The 14,204-nt window shown below is 72.6% G+C and carries 14 protein-coding genes; all 14 read right to left on the bottom strand.

The window, feature by feature from the left end; all coding sequences use genetic code 11:
• Positions 1-17: 17 nt before the first annotated feature.
• Positions 18-851 (bottom strand): F0F1 ATP synthase subunit delta, encoded by an 834-nt coding sequence (locus tag FRAAL_RS25840; RefSeq protein ID WP_011606994.1) that lies wholly within the window; start codon positions 849-851, stop codon positions 18-20.
• Positions 852-853: 2 nt separating this feature from the next.
• Positions 854-1,450, bottom strand: a complete 597-nt coding sequence (locus FRAAL_RS25845; RefSeq protein ID WP_011606995.1) for a F0F1 ATP synthase subunit B — start codon at positions 1,448-1,450, stop codon at positions 854-856.
• 15 nt (positions 1,451-1,465) lie between these two features.
• Entirely contained in the window at positions 1,466-1,708 is a 243-nt protein-coding gene (locus FRAAL_RS25850; RefSeq protein ID WP_009742208.1) for an ATP synthase subunit C-like protein, read from the bottom strand.
• Positions 1,709-1,772: 64 nt separating this feature from the next.
• A complete protein-coding gene (gene atpB, locus FRAAL_RS25855; RefSeq protein WP_011606996.1) occupies positions 1,773-2,642 on the bottom strand; it encodes a F0F1 ATP synthase subunit A in 870 nt (289 codons plus the stop codon).
• 721 nt (positions 2,643-3,363) lie between these two features.
• Positions 3,364-3,702: an AtpZ/AtpI family protein gene (locus FRAAL_RS35305; RefSeq protein WP_231861353.1), complete on the bottom strand. Its 339-nt coding sequence runs from the start codon at positions 3,700-3,702 to the stop codon at positions 3,364-3,366.
• Positions 3,699-4,136 carry a Cg1360 family ATP-synthase-associated protein gene (locus FRAAL_RS25865; protein ID WP_011606999.1) on the bottom strand — a complete coding sequence of 146 codons (438 nt, stop codon included), beginning with the start codon at positions 4,134-4,136 and terminating at the stop codon, positions 3,699-3,701. Before FRAAL_RS25865 ends, FRAAL_RS35305 begins: the two co-directional genes overlap by 4 nt.
• Positions 4,133-5,239, bottom strand: a complete 1,107-nt coding sequence (locus FRAAL_RS25870; RefSeq protein ID WP_011607000.1) for an MraY family glycosyltransferase — start codon at positions 5,237-5,239, stop codon at positions 4,133-4,135. The genes FRAAL_RS25865 and FRAAL_RS25870 overlap by 4 nt, the downstream gene beginning before the upstream one ends.
• Positions 5,240-5,359: 120 nt before the next feature.
• The gene (gene glyA / locus FRAAL_RS25875) at positions 5,360-6,616 is read right to left on the bottom strand and encodes a serine hydroxymethyltransferase (protein WP_011607001.1); all 1,257 of its coding nucleotides are present in this window, start codon (positions 6,614-6,616) and stop codon (positions 5,360-5,362) included.
• A 138-nt stretch (positions 6,617-6,754) separates the two neighbouring features.
• The gene (locus tag FRAAL_RS25880) at positions 6,755-7,405 is read right to left on the bottom strand and encodes an L-threonylcarbamoyladenylate synthase (RefSeq protein WP_011607002.1); all 651 of its coding nucleotides are present in this window, start codon (positions 7,403-7,405) and stop codon (positions 6,755-6,757) included.
• Positions 7,405-8,334, bottom strand: a complete 930-nt coding sequence (gene prmC, locus FRAAL_RS25885) for a peptide chain release factor N(5)-glutamine methyltransferase (RefSeq protein WP_011607003.1) — start codon at positions 8,332-8,334, stop codon at positions 7,405-7,407. Before prmC ends, FRAAL_RS25880 begins: the two co-directional genes overlap by 1 nt.
• Complete coding sequence (prfA, locus tag FRAAL_RS25890; protein ID WP_041939786.1) at positions 8,331-9,401, bottom strand: peptide chain release factor 1; 1,071 nt, start codon at positions 9,399-9,401, stop codon at positions 8,331-8,333. The genes prmC and prfA overlap by 4 nt, the downstream gene beginning before the upstream one ends.
• A 135-nt stretch (positions 9,402-9,536) precedes the next feature.
• On the bottom strand, positions 9,537-9,773 hold the full coding sequence (rpmE, locus tag FRAAL_RS25895) for a 50S ribosomal protein L31 (protein WP_011607005.1): 237 nt from the start codon (positions 9,771-9,773) through the stop codon (positions 9,537-9,539).
• Positions 9,774-10,234: 461 nt separating this feature from the next.
• A complete protein-coding gene (rho, locus tag FRAAL_RS25900; RefSeq protein ID WP_011607006.1) occupies positions 10,235-12,610 on the bottom strand; it encodes a transcription termination factor Rho in 2,376 nt (791 codons plus the stop codon).
• 465 nt (positions 12,611-13,075) lie between these two features.
• On the bottom strand, positions 13,076-14,191 hold the full coding sequence (locus FRAAL_RS25905; protein WP_011607007.1) for a homoserine kinase: 1,116 nt from the start codon (positions 14,189-14,191) through the stop codon (positions 13,076-13,078).
• Positions 14,192-14,204: the final 13 nt, after the last annotated feature.

Raw genomic sequence — 14,204 nt, forward strand, 5'->3', positions numbered from 1 at the left:
TCATGACCGTCACCCGGCTATCGGAGCAGCGCCCGGCGCGCGGCGGCCAGGCGGCGGAGCACGCTGCCGTCGACCACCTCGTCGCCGACCTTCACCACGACCCCGCCCAGGAGCTCGGGATCGAGATCGACCTGAAGTTGGATCTGGCGGCCGAAGTACCGGCTGATCGCCGCGCCCAGGCGGGCGATGACCTCGTCGGTCAACGGCACCGCGGTGCGCACGACCGCGACGACCCGACCCCGGCGGGCCGCGGCGATCCGGCTGAAGTCGGCCAGGCGACGCTCGACGTCACCGTGGATCCGGTCGGCGGCGGCCTGTTGGGCCAACCGCAGGGTGACCGGGTGGGCCCGACCGGACAGCAGCCGGCCCAGCAGCGCGTTCTTGACCGACGCCGGCGCGGCCGGGTCGGTCAGCGCCAGGGCGAGCTGCGGGTTCTGGCCGAGGATCCGGGCGAACCGGAACAGCTCGTCCTCGACCTCCTCCAGCGCGCCGTCCCGCTCCGCCTCGACCAGCAGGGCCTCGACGCTCAGCTCAAGCAGCGCGAACTGCAGGTCGGCCGGCCGGGACCAGCGCGACGAGACCGCGGTCTGCACGATCCGCAGGCTCACCGCGTCGAGCTGGCGGCCGAGCAGCCTGGCCGCCAGCTCCGTGCGCGCCGCCGGGGGGGCTCCCGGATCGGTCAGCGCGCGGCGCACCGTCGGCTCCCGGTGGAGCAGGTCGGCGACGGCCCGCAGGTCGTCGGCAACCCGACTGGCATCCACCGAGGTGACGGCGGCGCCAGGCGGGATCGCCGTGGCCTCGTCGAGGGTCGCCCGTGCGGTGGCGAGCCCGTGCCTGCTGGCTCCCTCCACCGTCAGCCTCCCGACCCCACCGGCGCGGGAGTGCTGCTGCCCGCGCCCTCGGCCGAGTTGTCCAGGGCGGCGATGAAGTCGTCGACGAGCCGGGCCTGGGTGGCGGTGCTCTCCACCTGGTAGCCGACGATCTTCGAGGCGAGATCAATCGCGATCACGCCGACCTCCCGGCGGACCTGAGCCACGATCTGCGCCCGGTCGGCCGCGAGCTGAGCGTCGGCGCGCTCCTTGATCTCGGCGATCTCCCGCTGCGCGGACGCGCGGAGCTCCTCGACGATCTGCCGGCCCTCGGTGTGCGCATCGTCCCGGATGCGCGCGGCCTCGGCCCGGGCCTCGGTGAGCTGCGCCCGGTACTGCTCCAGCAGTGCCTGCGCCTCGCGCTGCGCGGCCTCGGCGCGGGCGATGCCGCCCTCGATGCGCTCGGTGCGCTGCGCGTAGGTCCTGGCGATCTGCGGGCGGATCTTCCAGAAGAAGAAGGCCACCAGCAGCCCGAAGGCAAGGGTGCCGATGAGCAGTTCGCTCAGCGGCGGGATGAGAACGTTCTCGTCGGAATGCCCGCTCTCGCTCGCGGCGAGAAGGATGGCGGCTGATGCGCTCATGGTCGCTGCGCCGGTTTACGGGAAGACGAAGGGAACGACGAAGCCGATAAGCGCGAGCGCCTCGGCGAGGGCGAAGCCGATCAGCATGTACCGGAAGGCGACCTGCTCCGCCTCGGGCTGCCGGGCGATCGCCTGGACGCCGAGACCGAAGATGAGACCGATGCCGATACCCGGGCCGATGGCGGCCAGACCGTAGGCCACGGCGCCGAGGCTCCCGGTCACGGCGTCCTTGGAGGCGAGAACGATCGAGGGGTCCATTACGGTGCTTTTCCTATTCAGTCGGGCACCGGGACTCGGCCGGTGCTGGGGGGAGTGTTCAGAACTAGGCGTGCGCCGCTGCCGGCACGCCCACCGGGGCGTGCTCGGCGAGTTCCTCGGACGGAGCAACCTCGTGCTCTCCGTGCGCCATCGCTCCGCCGATGTAGGCGGCGGTGAGGATGGTGATGATGTACGCCTGGAGGGCATCGATGACGAGCTCGAACGCCGTGAGGACGATCGCCACGAGCAGTGACGCGACGCCGAATACGAAGGGAGGCTTGGGCAGCAGGTAGTCCGCGCCCAGCGAGAAGACCAGCAGCAGGAGGTGACCGGCGAACATGTTCGCGAACAGTCGGATGGCCAGCGTGAACGGCCGGACGATCAGCGTCGACAGGATCTCGATCGGGCCCAGCAGCAGGCGGATCGCCAGCGGCGCGGTGGGCGCCGGGTCGATCATCTCCTTGAAGTACGCACCCGCGCCGTTCGACTTGATGCCGGCGTAGATGAACATCACCCAGGTGACGACGGCGAGGACCATCGGGACCGCGATGCGCGAGGTCGCCGGGAACTGGGCCGCCGGGATGATCGCGAGGACGTTGCTGACCAGCACGAAGCTGAACAGGACCAGCAGGTAGGGCGTGTAGCGCGCGCCCTTCTCCCCGATGACCCCGCGGGCGATCTGCAGATCGACGAAGTCGTACGCGGACTCGCACAGGTTCTGGATCCCGCGAGGTATGATTTTAGCTCGACGGAAACCCAGCCAGAAGATCACCCCGACGAACAGTGCGGCGAAGATCGTAAGCGCGGTGGCCTTGTTGAGGTAGAGATTGACCGAGCCGATCCCGACATCGAACCAGTGCGGAGTCTGGAAGACCTCCTTCGTGGGGCCTTCGAAGCCCTCATCAGCGAGGACCGGCACGACAAACACCTCCATGATCGATTAAGTAGCGCGTCCACGGCTCCGCGAGGTTGCCGTGCCGGCGGCAGATTGCCCCCACCCTACCGGGTTCGCACGACACGCTCACACCGAAGAACGACCCGTAGCCAACCGGCGGCAGCGCTTCGAGGGACACCTCGACAAGCCCAGGCCCTGATGGGTGTCGGCAGGCCGACGTCCTGTTGCCCGCGATACTATCCACACCGGCGCGCCACAGGCACCAACTCGCTTCGAGGTTCACCCCGGTTCAGGTGCGCGTTGTCCGGAGGTTTCGCTCCGTTGATGACGATTCCACATTGCGTGACCACCTCATGACGTCCAGTTCGCACTGACACCCGCCTGCGGGCCGTCGCTCGGCGTGGTGCCGGGACGTGCACGGGCTGCGGTCATCTCGCCACTCCCTCCCGGCGGTCCGCCGCTTGCGCCCACTCTTGCCTATTTCGCCCGCGACGTCGATGACCTGGGAGGTCATGGTTGCGCCGGTGGGACCGGTGCGCGGTCGCCGCGAGTTTTCCCGATGACCGGTGAGATCGCGGCGAATCGGACCGACCGCACCCATGGAACAGCCGGGAATGGTCGGATAGACAGGTCCACGGGCGGGAACGCCGCGGTCCATTCGGAACGGGACGCCCGGGACCATCGGGATGCAACGAACGGGACGACCGGAACGTCCCCACCAACTCCGGCAAAAAAGGGCGAACGACCCTCGACCAACCGGCTAGCGCTGGGTCAGCCGGTAGATGACCAGGTACATGGCGGCGCCCATGCCGACCGCGAGGCCGATGGGCAGGAACAGCGCCCGAAAGCCGAACAGCCGGTCGGCACCAAAGCCCACCAGTCCCCAGAACGCCATCCCGGCGATCAGAGTTCCGAAGACGTTCCACGCCTCGCCTGGGTGCTGCCCGCCCCGGGCGCGCTGCCGGGGCGGACGACCGGACGCGTGCGGGATGCCGGCACCTTCGGGTGATCCACCATCGGGCCCGGGCCGCCGCGCGGCGCCGCCGACCAGCCCCGGGCCGTGCTCGCCGCGCTCGCTGCGCTCGCCGCGTTCGTTCATCGCGTCGGCGGCCGTCGCGCGGGGTCCCAGGCGCCGGGGCGCTCCGGGTCGAAAAACGGCACCCGGGTGTGGGTCGCGACCCAGAGTTCGGCGCCCATCCAGGCGAAGACGCCCCCGAAGATCGACCAGGCGAAGGCCGGCAGGTCGAGCGCCGAGCTGTCCTGGAGCCCCAGCAGCACCACCCCGAGCACCGCGATCTTCAGCGCGTAGGTGCCGAGGGCCGCCGGCAGCAGCAGGTGCGGCGCCCGGCGCGCGACCGCGCCCACCGCCAGCTTGCTGATGGTGAAGAACGCGACGACGATCGCGAGCCCGAGCGCCGCGCTCAGCGCGCCGGTCCCGCCGCGCAGCCCCGCGGAGATCGCCAGGGCGGGCACCGCGAGCGCGAGAGTGAGGAGCAGGCCGAGTCGGATCACCCGGGCCACCGGCACGATCACGCGCGTGCCGACTTCTGCGTACGGACGAGCAGCGCGAGCAGCGCCGCGAGCCCGACCCCGACGGTGGCGACGAGGATCGGCAGGGGGGAGGCGGAGAACGACGCGGCGACACCGCCGAACCCGACCAGAGCCGCCCAGAAATACATGAACAGAACCGCCCTCACGTGCGAATTACCGATCTCCAGCATCCGGTGGTGGAGATGCATCTTGTCGGCCGCGAACGGCGACCGCCCCGCCCGCGTCCGCCGGATGACCGCGAGCCCCAGGTCGAGGAAGGGAACAGCGAGGACGGCCACGGGAATCGCCAGCGGGATCAGCGACGGATACGACCGCGAGGGTCCAGCGTAACCCCCGTAGGCGACCTGCCCGGTGACGGAGATCATCGAGGCGGCGGACAGCAGGCCGATCAGCATGGAGCCGGAGTCGCCCATGAACAGCCGGGCCGGATTGAAGTTGTGCGGCAGGAACCCGACGCACACCCCGGCGGTGACCGCGGCGAGCAGGGCCGCGGGCGACGCCCGGTAGAAACCGTCGATCACCGCGATCTCGTAGGCGAAGTAGAAGGTCGCCAGTGACGCGATCGCCGCGACGCCGGCGGCGAGCCCGTCGAGCCCGTCGATGAAGTTCATCGCGTTGATCAGCAGGACGGTGGCGAGGATCGACAGCGGGACCGCGGTCTCCGGCCCGAGGCTCAGCGTGGTCTCGCTGTTGCGGTCGATGGCGAACGACCACTGGACGCCGAGCAGCACCATGATGCCGGCGGCGGCGACCTGGCCGGCGAGCTTGGTCAGGGAGTCCAGCTCCCACCGGTCGTCGGCGACGCCGAGCAGGCAGATCAGCGTGCCGGCGATGAGCACGGCCCGCGTCTCCGACCAGTCCTGGGAGACCACCGACAGAAACGGCAGCCGGTCGGCCACCTCCAGCCCGGCGTAGAGGCCGGCGAGCATCGCCAGGCCGCCGAGCCGGGGCGTCGGGATCGCGTGGACGTCGCGGTCACGCACCCCGGCGACGGCGCCGATGCGCATGGCGAAGGTCCGGGCCAGCGGCGTGGCGAGGAACGTCACCGCCGCCGAGACCACGAAGACGAGCAGGTACTCGCGCACCGTCGGGTATCTCCCACTGCCGACCCGGATGTGGTGGAAGGCTGTCGTGCAACGATCTGGCGGACCGATCGGGTGAACGATCCGGTGGTACTGGAGAACTGCCCGCGGCGGCTACCGCGGCTACCGCGGGTAAGCGGGATGCCGTTCGACGAGCGTGGCGACGCCCGCGGCGATGTCCGCGGCGGCGGCGGGATCACGCACCGCCCGGGCGATCAGGGCGGCGATCTCCTTCATCTCGCCCTCCCTCATCCCCTGGGTGGTGACCGCCGGCGTGCCGACCCGGATCCCGGAGGAGATCGCGGGCGGCTGCGGGTCGTAGGGGATCGCGTTCTTGTTCAGGGTGATGCCGGCGGCGTCGCAGCGGGTCTCGGCGTCGCGCCCGCTGACCCCGAGCTCGCGCAGATCGAGCAGCGCGAGGTGGGTGTCGGTGCCCCCGGCGACCGGTCGAATGCCCTCGGCGGCCAGACCCTCGGCCAGCACCTGCGCGTTGGCCACCACCTGGCGAGCGTACTGGGCGTAGGCGGGGGTGGCCGCCTCCCGCAGCGCGACGGCCTTCGCCGCCACCGCGTGCATCAGCGGTCCCCCCTGGCTGAACGGGAACACGGCCTTGTCGATGCGCCCGGCCAGCTCCTCGCGGGCGAGGATCATGCCGCCGCGAGGGCCGCGCAGCACCTTGTGCGTGGTGAAGCTGACGACGTCGGCGTACGGCACGGGGCTGGGGATCGCGCCGCCCGCGACCAGCCCGATGAAGTGCGCCGCGTCCACCATCAGCCACGAGCCGACCTCGTCGGCGATGGACCGGAAGGCCGCGAAGTCGATCAGCCGAGGGTAGGCCGTCGCCCCACAGATGATCATCTTGGGGCGGTGCTGACGGGCGAGGTCACGCACCTGGTCGTAGTCGATGAGCTCGGTGTCCTCGCGCACCCCGTAGGCGACGACGTCGAACCACTTCCCGGAGAAGCTCACCTTGCTGCCGTGGGTGAGGTGACCGCCGTGCGGCAGCGACATCGCCAGCACCGTGTCGCCCGGGGTCAGCAGCGCCGCGTACACGGCGAAGTTCGCCGAGGCGCCCGAATGGGGCTGCAGGTTGGCGTGCTCGGCGCCGAAGAGCTCCTTCGCCCGGGCGATGCCGATCTCCTCGGCCCGGTCGACCACCTGGCAGCCGCCGTAGTACCGCCGGCCGGGATAGCCCTCGGCGTACTTGTTCGACAACGTCGAGCCCAGCGCCGCGAGCACCGCCGGCGAGGTGAGGTTCTCGCTCGCGATGAGCTGCAGGCCCCCGCGCAGCCGGGCCAGCTCGTCGAGCACCACCTCGGCGATGTCCGGATCCGTGCCGGCGAGCTGGTCGAAGTCCGGGCCCCAGAAAGGGGTGCTCATGGCGTACCTACCTCCTGCGCTCGTGCCGCCCGATCGGGACCAATGGTCCTCCGCGCCGGCCCGGCTCTCCACTCGGGCCACCCCAGGACCCGCTCGGGGCCCGGCCGGGCCCGGCCCCGAGCGGGCTCCAGGACCGGTTCACCGGCCGGCAGGTTCCCGCACGAGGGGCAGGACCTCGCGCAACGCGTCGAGGCCGACGGCGCCGCTGCGGACCACGACCGGCACCTCGCCGGTGCAGTCGACGATGGTCGAGGGCACGGCCGCCGGGCACGGACCGCCGTCGAGGTACACCTCGGCGGCACCGCCGAGCTGGTCGACGGCCTCGTCCGCCGTCGTCGCCGGCGGCTGACCGCTGATGTTCGCGCTGGAGACGGCCATCGGCCCGGTGCGACCCAGCAGCTCGATCGCCACCGGGTGCAGCGGCATGCGCACCGCCACGGTGCCCCGGCCCTCACCGAGATCCCAGCGCAGCGACGCCGCGTGCCGGACCACGAGGGTCAGCCCGCCCGGCCAGAACGCCGAGATCAGATCCTTCACCTGCGGGGTCTTGCGGTCGATGAGCCCGTCCAGGGTCCGCCAGGAGCCGACCAGAACCGGGACGGGCATGTTGCGCCCGCGCCCCTTGGCGGCCAGCAGCGCGGCCACCGCGTCCCGGTCGAACGCGTCGGCCCCCAGGCCGTACAACGTGTCGGTGGGCAGCACCACCAGCCCACCGCGGCCCACGGCGGCGACCGCCGCGTCCAGCCCACGGGCCCGCTCGGCCTCGTCGGAACAGTCGAAGCGCTGCATCACCCCTCCTCCCCTGTCGCTCGCTGCCCGGCGCCGGCCCGGCGCCGGCCGGTGACGAACCGGTCCCGCCCGGCCAGGTCGGGATGGTCGGCCACCTCCGCCCACCGCCCGTCGGCCCGCAGCAGGCCCGGTGCGGCGACACCGTGGCCGTCGGCGTGCTCGACGGCGAGCAGGCCCCCGGGGCGCAGCAGCCGGGCCGCCAGGGCGACGACGGCGCGCACCACGTCGAGGCCGTCCGCACCGCCCCACAACGCCCGGGGCGGGTCATGCTCGCCCACCTCGGGCTCCACCTCGTCGCGGTCGGCATCCGGAAGATACGGCGGATTGCTGACGACCAGGTCGACCGACCCGGCGAGCCGGGCCAGCGACGCGATGGGCGGGGCGGTGACGTCGGCCTCGTGCACCGTGACCGGAAGTCCGCTCGCCGCAACGTTACGCCGCAGCCAGCCGAGCGCCGCAGGGTCCACCTCCACGGCGTGCACCCGGGCGCCGGGCACCTCCCCGGCCAGGGACAGCGCGATCGCCCCGGACCCCGCGCAGAGATCCACGCACACCGGGCCGCCGCCCGACACCGAGGGCAGGGCGGCGAGGGCCCAGCCGACGACCGACTCCGTCTCCGGCCGGGGGATGAACACCCCGGGGCCGACGGCGAGGTCAAGATAGCGGAACCCGGCGAGGCCGGTCAGGTGCTGCAGCGGCTCTCGGCGGGCACGCCGGGCCACCAGCTCGTCGAGGCGTTCGGCGGCCGACGGGGGCAGCTCGTCGACGACCACCAGCCGGGCCCGGGAGATCCCCAGGGCGAACGCGGCAAGCTGCTCGGCGTCGGCGCGGGGGCTGGCGACCCCGGCCGACCGCAGCCGTTCGGTGGCCCGTGCGAGCCAGGCCGCGAGCGTCCCGGCGGCCCCGCGGGTCACCGACGGGCCGGTCATGACGCCTGGGCGGCCAGCCGGGCCTCCAGGTCGGCGGCGGCGAGCGCGTCCAGCACCTCGTCGAGCTCGCCGTCGAGCACCTGGTCGAGGTTGTGCGCCTTGTAGCCGACCCGGTGGTCGCTGATCCGGTTCTCGGCGAAGTTGTAGGTACGGACCCGCTCCGAGCGGTCCACGGTGCGCACCTGGCTGGCGCGCGCCAGCGACGCCTCCGCCTCGGCCTTCTCCCGGGCGACGCCGAGCAGCCGCGCGCGCAGGATCCGCAGCGCGGACTCCTTGTTCTGCAGCTGGCTCTTCTCGTTCTGGCAGGACACCACCAGACCGGTCGGGACGTGCGTGATCCGGACCGCCGAGTCGGTGGTGTTCACGCTCTGCCCGCCCGGTCCGGACGAGCGGAAAACGTCGATGCGCAGGTCGTTCGGGTCGATCTCGACGTCGACCTCCTCCGCCTCGGGAAGCACCAGCACCCCGGCCGCGGAGGTGTGGATGCGCCCGGCGGACTCCGTCACCGGCACCCGCTGGACACGGTGCACCCCGCCCTCGAACCGCAGGCGGCCGTACACGCCGTCGCCGGCCGCCGAGCCGCGGGCCTTCACCGCCACGCTGACGTCGCGGTAGCCGCCGAGATCGGACGGGTTGGCGTCGAGGATCTCGGTCTTCCAGCCGCGGCGCTCCGCGTAGCGCAGGTACATCCGCAGCAGGTCGCCGGCGAACAGGGCCGACTCCTCGCCGCCCGCGCCGGCCTTGACCTCCAGGATGGCGTCCCGGGCGTCGTCGGGATCGACCGGGACCAGGTAGGCGCGCAGCCGCTCGTTGAGCCCGGCCAGTTCGACGTCGAGGTCGTCGACCTCTCCGCGGAACGACGTGTCCTCCGCGGCGAGCTCGCGGGCGGCGGCGAGGTCGCCCTCCACCCGCTCGAGCTCCCGGGCCAGATCGACGACCGGGGCGAGCTGCGCGTAGCGGCGGCTCAGGGCGCGGGCCTTCGCGGGGTCGTTGTGCACCGCCGGATCGGCGAGCTGCCCCTCGATCTCGGCGTGCTCCGCGACGAGGCCGTCGAGCGGGGACGTCATGGTGTTTCCTCTTCGCACGTCACGGTCCCGGACGCCGCAGGGCTCCGGAGCCAGGGTCGGCGGGACGGCGCTGCCTGCGGCGCCCCGGACGCAAACGGCGCCCGCCCGGTGATCCGGACGGGCGCCGTGGCCGCACTACTTCGCGCCGCCGACCTTCTCGCCGGGGCGCCGCCGGCCGAACCGGCGCTCGAACTTCTCGACCCGTCCACCGACGTCGAGGATCTTCTGCTTGCCCGTGTAGAACGGGTGGCACTGCGAGCAGACCTCGGCGTTGACGACGCCGTTCTCCTTGGTGCTGCGGGTGGTGAAGGTGCTCCCGCAGGTACAGTTCACGGTCGTCTCGTGGTAGGTCGGGTGGATGTCAGCCTTCATGGTCCCTCTTTCGATGTGGCCGCCGGGTCGCCGTCCGGATGGAGGGCGTGAACCGGAGCCGTCCTGCCACCAGTCTGCCAGAGGCGGACGCCACGTCCGCCGGCACGCTGGCCGTCCACGTCAACGCCGCTGCGGACCGCCCTGTTCCGCCCGGCCCACGCAGGCCGCCCGGCCCACGCAGGCCCCCCGAACCCCGGCAGCCCCTCCCCGCCAAGGCCGCTGATCCGACTGGAGCCCGGCGAGCTGCGGTGCACCGCGCACGGTTGCGGGATGCAGACCGTACAGAACGCACCGCAATGCCGGCATGCACCGCAATCGGCGACACCGACCGATGCGCGTCCCACATTTCACCGAAGACGCAACGGCTCTCCCAGCCGGACCGCCGAAGGCGATCCGGCGTCACCCCGTGTGGCGCCCAAGGACCTGGGGTCCCCACATTTCGCCGAAGGCGAAATGTGGGGCTAATCCTGCGGCGGCGCCGTCTTGGCGATCTGCATGAGGAACTCGTAGTTCGTCCGGGACTGCTTGAGACGGTCGAGCAGGAGCTCCAGCGCCTGCTGGTTCTCCCGGGTGTGGAGCACCCGGCGCAGCTTGTGCATGATCGAGAGTTCTTCGGGGGCGAGGAGGATCTCTTCCTTGCGGGTGCTGGAGGCGTCGACGTCGACCGCCGGGAAGATCCGCTTGTCGGCGATCTTGCGGTCGAGCTTGAGCTCCGCGTTGCCCGTCCCCTTGAACTCCTCGAAGATCACGGTGTCCATCGTCGAGCCCGTCTCGACCAGCGCCGTTGCGATGATCGTCAACGACCCGCCGTTCTCGATGTTGCGCGCCGCGCCGAGGAAGCGCTTCGGCGGGTAGAGCGCGGTCGAGTCGACACCGCCGGACAGGATCCGGCCGGAGGCGGGGGCGGCCAGGTTGTAGGCGCGGCCCAGCCGAGTGATCGAGTCGAGCAGGACGACGACGTCGTGGCCGAGTTCGACCAGGCGCTTGGCCCGCTCGATGGACAGCTCGGCGACGTTGGTGTGGTCGGCCGGCGGCCGGTCGAAGGTGGAGGCGATCACCTCGCCCTTGACCGAGCGCTGCATGTCCGTGACCTCCTCCGGCCGCTCGTCGACGAGGACGACCATGAGGTGGACTTCCGGGTTGTTCGTGGTGATCGCGTTGGCGATGGACTGCAGCACCATCGTCTTGCCGGCCTTGGGCGGGCTGACGATGAGGGCGCGCTGCCCCTTGCCGATCGGCATGACGAGGTCGATGACCCGCGTCGTGAGCAGGTGGGGCTCGGTCTCCATCCGCAGACGCTCCTGCGGGTACAGCGGCGTGAGCTTGGTGAACTCGGGCCGCCCGCGCGCCTCCTCCGGCTCCATCCCGTTAATCGTGTCCAACCGGACCAGCGCGTTGTACTTGTCCCGGCGCTGCTCGCCCTCCTGCGGCGCGCGGACGACGCCGGTGATGGCGTCGCCGCGGCGCAGCCCGTTGCGGCGAACCTGGGCCAGGCTGACGTAGACGTCGGTCGGGCCGGTCAGGTAGCCGCTGGTCCGGACGAAGGCGTAGTTGTCCAGGACGTCGAGGATGCCGGCGACGGGCACGAGGACGTCATCCTCGCGCACCACCGGCTCGTTCTCGGCCGGACCGGCCTGCCCGCCGCGACCGCGGTTGCGGCCACGCTCGCGGAACCGGCCCCGCCGGCTGCGGCCGGCGAAGTCGTCGTCGCTCTGGCCGTTCTGGCCGGAACGGTCGCTACCCGGACGGTCACTACCCGGACGGTCGCCACCGGAGCGGTCACTACCCGGACGGTCGCTACCGGAACGGTCATTACCGGAACGGTCGCCGCCCGAGCGGTCGTTGCCGGAACGGTCACCCTGGGTCCGGTCGGCGCGGCCCGAGGAGCGGTCACCGGACTGCCGGTCCTGACGATCCCCGCCGGACCGACGGTCCGTGCCCTGACGGTCGTTCGTCGGCCGCTCGCCGCCGTCACCGGAGCGACCGCTCTCGCCCGAGCGGGCATTGTCGCCCGAGCGACCGTTGTCACCGGAGCGACCGCTCTCGCCCGAGCGACCGTTGTCACCGGAGCGACCGCTCTCGCCGGCGCGGCCGTTGTCACCGGAGCGGTCGCGGCGGTCCTCACGGCCGCGGGCAGCACCGTCGCCCTGGCGGCCGGGGCTGGTCGCCGGCTGGGGCGGGGCGGACTGGGCGGCGGCGGTCGGCTGCGCGGAGAGGGCCGCCTGCTGCGCCGGGGCCGTCACGACGGGGGCCGGACGGGTCTCGACGACCGTGTCGCCGGCCGGCTCCGGCAGGGTCGGCTGCTCGAGGGTCGGGCTGGCCACGCCGCGCGACGCGCCGCGGCGGGAACGGGTGCGGGTGGTGGTGCTGGAGCCGCCGCCGTCGCCGGCGGACTGCCGGGCCGCCAGGGGCGCCGCGGCGGGCGCCTCACTCGGCGCCGGGATGGGCGCCACCGGTGCCTGGTCGGTGGTGGGAGCGGAAGCGGTGGAACCGCCCGCGGCCTCACCGTTCTGCAGGTTCTGGATCGCGGCGATGAGCTGGCCCTTGCGCAGTCGGCCCACTCCCTGGATACCCATGGACGAGGCCATGGACTGCAGCTCGGGAAGCAGCATCGCGGACAGCCCGGTGCCCTGCCGGCGTCGCCGGGTCGCGGTGGCGCCCTCGGCGGTCGGGGTCGTCGCGGCGGCGGCCCGGGAACCGCGGCCGGCGCGCGCGCTGCCGTTGTCGGCGGCGGGCGCGGTGGTGACGGCGTCTGCGGACGAGGTGCCGGCCGCCGGCCCGCTCTCGTGGGGCGGCGATGCAGGCGTCGCAGGCGCCGCAGACTCACGTGCGCTCACTGGCAGCACGTTGGTGGTGTCGCTCAAGGTTTTCCTTCCCTGAAGGAACTGGCTCCTGATGAGCCGGGCGTAGCTTGTGAACCTTCTTCGCCTGCACAGATGCCGGGTGAAGGGGATGTACAGCACCGGATGGGCGACGTCGCGCCCGTCTACGGCGCCAGCGGCCGAATGCCGCGAGCGAACTCGCCGATCCCGCCCAGGTGTGCCGGTGTGGAGCCGAGGCAACGACGACGAGGCCGAAACACCGGAGTCCCGAACCACGGCCCATCTGGCACTGCCAGAGCGGCACTGCGGGAGCGAGCACGCGCCGCGGTGGCAGCGGGTGCAGTCACCAGACTATCCAGCGGCAGACACCTCGGCAACAACCTTGAGACGTCAGGACTTCCCGATGTGACACACGACCGCGGAGCTGCGGCCCGACCGCCCCACCCCAGCCCGACAATATCACCTTATGAATCCGTTCGACTACCTTTCGGGGTCGAGGCGGGTGACCTGCGCCCCGGAACGGTCAACGCTCAGCGGCGCGACCGAGAACTCGGCGCTCGCCGCGCCCACCGCCGCCGCGGCCTGCTCCCCGCCCACCGCGAGGGCCAACACGGACGGCCCGGAGCCGGACAGGGTCGCCGGCACCCCGAGGGCGCGCAGCCGGGCGACCAGCTCGCCGGTGGCCGGCGCGGCGGGCAGCCGGTAGGGCTGGTGCAGCAGGTCCTCGGTGGCGCTGAACAGCGTGCGGGCGCGCTGCGCCGCGGCCGCGGGCTCGGCGGCGGACATCGTCAGCGCCAGCAGCGCGGCCCGGCCGAGGGTCCGGGCGGCGTCGGGCAACCCGACGAGCACCGGCAGCGCACCCCGCGACGCCTCGGTGGACTGGCGCACGGTCGGCACGAAGACCACCGGCCGCAGCTCGGCGAAGGGGTCGACGCGCAGGCAGCGGGCCCCCTCGACGTCCTGCCAGGCGACGGTGAAGCCACCCGACAGCGCGGCGGCCACATTGTCCGGATGACCCTCGATGTCATGCGCCAGGCGCAGCATCCACGCGGCTGCGGCGGGCACCGAGGTCGCGGGGCCGGCCGAGTCCCCGGGGCCGGGGCCGGCCGCGGCCGCCGGGCCGGCCGCGGTTGCGGTTGCGGCCCGGTCAGCAGGGACGCCGGGACGGGCTACGCCGGGGTCGCCCTGGTTCGCCGCGGGGCCGGCCTCGAACTCCGGGCCGAGATCGGGCCGGTCGAGCGCCGCCGCCGCCACGATCCCCGCCACGATGGCGGCCGCCGACGAGCCGAGCCCGCGGCCGTGCGGGATCCGGTTCACGCAGCGCAGGGCGAGCCCCGGCTGCGGCCGGCCGAGCAGGTCGAACGTCGCCCGGATCGCCCGGACCACCAGATGCGTCTCGTCCTGGGCGACCTCGTCCGGGCCGACCACGTCGACCGTCAGACCGGACGCGGTCATCTCCACGTCGACCTCGTCGTACAGCCCGAGGGCGAGGCCGAAGGCGTCGAACCCCGGGCCGAGGTTCGCGCTCGTCGCGGGAACCCGCACCCGGACCCGCCGGGCGGCGCCGTCGGCACCCGCCCGCCCGGCGCCGACCACCGGCACGCTCCTG

The sequence above is a fragment of the Frankia alni ACN14a genome, assembly GCF_000058485.1.
Lineage (GTDB): Bacteria > Actinomycetota > Actinomycetes > Frankiales > Frankiaceae > Frankia > Frankia alni.

Coding starts and splice junctions, on each gene's coding strand:
- FRAAL_RS25845 (WP_011606995.1), bottom strand. CDS start 1,450: ATGAGCGCATCAGCCGCCATCCTTCTCGCCGCGAGCGAGAGCGGGCAT.
- FRAAL_RS25850 (WP_009742208.1), bottom strand. CDS start 1,708: ATGGACCCCTCGATCGTTCTCGCCTCCAAGGACGCCGTGACCGGGAGC.
- atpB (WP_011606996.1), bottom strand. CDS start 2,642: ATGGAGGTGTTTGTCGTGCCGGTCCTCGCTGATGAGGGCTTCGAAGGC.
- FRAAL_RS35305 (WP_231861353.1), bottom strand. CDS start 3,702: ATGAACGAACGCGGCGAGCGCAGCGAGCGCGGCGAGCACGGCCCGGGG.
- glyA (WP_011607001.1), bottom strand. CDS start 6,616: ATGAGCACCCCTTTCTGGGGCCCGGACTTCGACCAGCTCGCCGGCACG.
- FRAAL_RS25880 (WP_011607002.1), bottom strand. CDS start 7,405: ATGCAGCGCTTCGACTGTTCCGACGAGGCCGAGCGGGCCCGTGGGCTG.
- prmC (WP_011607003.1), bottom strand. CDS start 8,334: ATGACCGGCCCGTCGGTGACCCGCGGGGCCGCCGGGACGCTCGCGGCC.
- prfA (WP_041939786.1), bottom strand. CDS start 9,401: ATGACGTCCCCGCTCGACGGCCTCGTCGCGGAGCACGCCGAGATCGAG.
- rpmE (WP_011607005.1), bottom strand. CDS start 9,773: ATGAAGGCTGACATCCACCCGACCTACCACGAGACGACCGTGAACTGT.